We start from the raw sequence: 3487 nt of genomic DNA, 5'->3' as shown, positions 1-3487 counted from the left end.
AATCGATTCCGGAGGATTCTTGTTCGATGGGAAAAAAGAGCTGATACTTTTCTTGCAATGTTGCACATCGCATGCGGAATCATTACATGGAGAGCAACTGGCCTACTGGAATAGGCTCTTAAAGGGAACGAATCTATTTAGACCTGATAGATGTAGGCGCGAAGGGCCCTTCGCGCCTACTGTCTTATTAGAGTAATTATTATGGAAAAGATATTTAATTCTTATGATGAAGCTAATTGCGCATATCTATTACGGAATGGTAACGTTTATTTTGAGATACAGGATGGGGAATTATATAAGATAACCGGAAGGAATTTGATTGTTGCTGCCAGTGAAATAATATTAAACTTCAATTCGGATTCTTATTATTATAGGTCTTATAACCTATATAAAGATGACGATTCGGAACTTGATGAAATATCTCCCAAAAATCTGAAAAAGCTGATACATAAGTATAGCATTGGTTACAATTTGAACATTTTCCTAGCTAAGATGATAAAAATCACAAATGAAATTTTATCCAAAAGACAGTCGACTCAGACAGAAGACGTTAGAGTAGTGCATGAGATTGCCAAGACCTATTTTGACATTGCCAATTCATTGTTGGATTTGGGGAAAAAGACAAAATTTCCAGATATCATACAACTTGGAGAGAGGTTTAAGAATGAATTGATATTTGAAACGGGAAAAATATTTAGTCATCAGAAAAGCGGTATGCAACTGGAAGTGAAAAAGGAGGTTTTGGATGAGTTTAACATTTCATATTCTCCAAACTCGATAATATGCAAAGAGGGTGAAGAGGGGAGTGAAATGTATATATTAAACAAGGGGATGATTGGAGTTTTGATAAATGAAAATGAGGTTGCTAGGATTGATAAGCCAGGAACTGTTATAGGAGAGATTGCGCTCCTTTTAGGGGAAACAAGAACAGCGACACTAAGAGCCATTGATCGAGTTGTCCTATCTATTATTAAAAAGGACAATCTGCAAGAATTTCATAGAACTCATGAGGATATTTTTCTTCAGATTAGTGAAACGCTATCAAAAAGGATATACAATAATTTTCAAATAATTGAAAATATTGATGAACAGATGCAGAATAAAGCATCTAAGCAGAGAAAGACCACAGAAAAGGTGGCTGGATTTTTAAGTAGAGAACGCGCTGAGGTTCACCTAATTGATCTTGAAAAGAGCATTTCCGATCTATATGAGAAAAAAGGGTATAAAGAATTACAGGCCTTAGTGGATAGATTAGAGAAAAGCATAAATCAACATACAAGGTGAAAAGGGGAATGATTTCAATTATTTTCACGCGGGGATGTATGCAATATTTCAATGAGAAGGGGATAGTAGTCTTCTCCGGCAAGATGAGTGGAATATTTGACTAGACGTGGAGCTAATGATAAAATCAGTTTTAATGAGAATTCTTCTTTTCCTGATAATTACATCGGTTGGATATCAATCAGGGTGTGCATTATGTAATTTCCATATGCTTGAGCATAAGCTTGTCGGACGCTGGTCAAGCTCCTTGATAACATACCCCGATGGTCCCATCTTTAATAACACGGAACCAGTAACAGAACCAGGACGCGCTGTGTTTCTATTTCAACGAGATCGTCGCTTCATGTTCAATTGGGATGAAACGAATGCTAATGGATGCTATCATGTAAATGGTCAAAATCTGATCCTTATTCATTGATAATGATAGGGAGACTGTTGAGTGTCTTTTTGATTTGAAGGGAAATTTTTTGACTATTGAGATGGATGATGGATTCAGGTTTGAATTAAGGAGAAAGGAGTAATCGATGTAGGGGCGAAGGGCCCTTCGCCCCTACTTATTCATCTCCACTACATTTTGAAATGGGATCATACAAGCACTTTATGTCGAGGGTTAATAGGTAGAGAGAAGAAAACCAATTACTATCATGAGAAAATGTCTTTTAGGGCGATTCTGGAGTAAAGTGAAAGGTTAGTCAAACAAGTGAATTGGTAGCGTAATAATATTTATCTGCCTAGAAATTGTCAGAGTATATCATGGACGGTTTATCCTATAAATATAATTCGGCTGAATATGCAATAACATATCTGATTTCCGGATTCTCTTCTCCAATTCCTCAATCCCTGGGTCCTTTTTCAATTTTATCAGGTATGTATGCCTGCCCTTATATTTATGTATAGATTTTATCCTAATTAGCCCATAGGAAGAGAAACTATTTAAAATGACCGAATCGTCACTGCCCTCGCGGACAGTGACGATATACTCACCTGGTGCCCTGTTCTTTCCTTGATTTGGTTTATTGTGAGATTTCTTTATTACAATGGGCTGATCCCCATTGTAATTGCCGGTATTTGAACAGCACATCATAATGAGAATGACTGACACAATGCTTGTGGCCTTAATCATGCTGATAGTATTGTGAATTAGCATATCCTTAAGCCTATTCCCCTTATTCGAGGGTTGCCGTAACCCCTGTTGGTTGATTGATGTAGCAGAGGGAACCCCATGCGTCAACCGCTTTGCCTGTCGTTGTATTGCCGCTTAGAGCAGAAACATCATCTCCGCCATTTTTTACTGAATTGATTACATCCGCATAGGTGTAATCCGGATTGTATGCCCATATCATTGCAGCTAGTCCGGAAACATGGGGCGTGGCCATTGATGTGCCGTTCCAGCAGGCATAGAGATTATCTGCAAGGTGGATACGGGAAAAAGAGTAATTCCATAGGGCTATCCCGCCTGCCGTTACAGAGTCATTGGACGTAAGGTTGATCCCCACTGTGCCAGTGCTTGTTGCACAACTACTGACATCAAAATCAAATGGATAAAATGTATAGTAACCTGGGGGATCGTTATAACCTGGTGTTGTGCCAGTCCAGTAATCTACTAAATTGTTGACATCTAAACATGGATTACCGGAACTAGGGCTGGCATATATATTCAGAAAATCATAACCATCCTGCAAATCAAAACATATCCCAGATGTAAAGAATGCTCCATCCCATCCGGATAGATCAAAACTTTGATAAGCGCTGTCATCAGCATTGTTTGCGTAATTGGAGAAGTACCAGTCTGAGGGATTTCTGAGAAGATACAGGCTTCCATCACCACTATAGTCCCAGATATTCCAATCACCGGTCAATGTCCAGCCGCTGGAATAATCATTTGTTATCACATCCCAATCAATCAATTCTATATCATAGGCGCTCCAAATATTGGTTCCAGGAGCCCCTACATCCACGCTTGTGGATCCAAAATTCGAGAAATCAGCTAGCTCATAAGCCTGGTCAAGCGCCGCAACCGCAATTACATTCTCCTGAGAAAAACTGCTTGGATACTGTGGAGTGATATCATTATCATCACCTATGCCGTCATCACCTCCATTACCTGCTGCAGCAACTACAATAACATCGTGATCAAGTGAATATGTGATGGCATCTGAATAGGCATGATCATATACTGGACCTCCAAGGCTCATGCTAAGAATTT

At 39.1% G+C, this 3487-nt stretch carries 5 protein-coding genes; 3 read left to right on the top strand and 2 right to left on the bottom strand.

The features are described from left to right. The 3 genes from SVZ03_06810 to SVZ03_06800 form a co-directional block, all read left to right on the top strand. Nucleotides 1-114: IS5/IS1182 family transposase (locus SVZ03_06810; GenBank protein ID MDY6933919.1), on the top strand; the 114-nt coding region annotated here is incomplete at its 5' end. Nucleotides 115-201: 87 nt separating this feature from the next. Then, entirely contained in the window at nt 202-1284 is a 1083-nt protein-coding gene (locus SVZ03_06805) for a cyclic nucleotide-binding domain-containing protein (GenBank protein ID MDY6933918.1), read from the top strand. Nucleotides 1285-1399: 115 nt separating this feature from the next. After that, entirely contained in the window at nt 1400-1699 is a 300-nt protein-coding gene (locus SVZ03_06800; protein ID MDY6933917.1) for a hypothetical protein, read from the top strand. 333 nt (nt 1700-2032) lie between these two features. Here the strand turns inward: SVZ03_06800 and SVZ03_06795 are convergent, their stop codons facing one another. Together SVZ03_06795 and SVZ03_06790 are read right to left on the bottom strand one after the other, a co-directional pair. Further along, nucleotides 2033-2428, bottom strand: coding sequence for a hypothetical protein (locus SVZ03_06795; protein MDY6933916.1), 396 nt, complete (start codon nt 2426-2428; stop codon nt 2033-2035). Nucleotides 2429-2447: 19 nt separating this feature from the next. Further along, a partial coding sequence (locus tag SVZ03_06790) for a S8 family serine peptidase (GenBank protein ID MDY6933915.1) occupies nt 2448-3487 on the bottom strand: 1040 nt, incomplete at its 5' end.

Source organism: Spirochaetota bacterium (assembly GCA_034190085.1).
Lineage (GTDB): Bacteria > Spirochaetota > UBA4802 > UBA4802 > JAFGDQ01 > JAXHTS01.
Note: the sequence above shows the minus strand (reverse complement) of the source record. Positions and strands in the feature narration are given on the sequence as shown.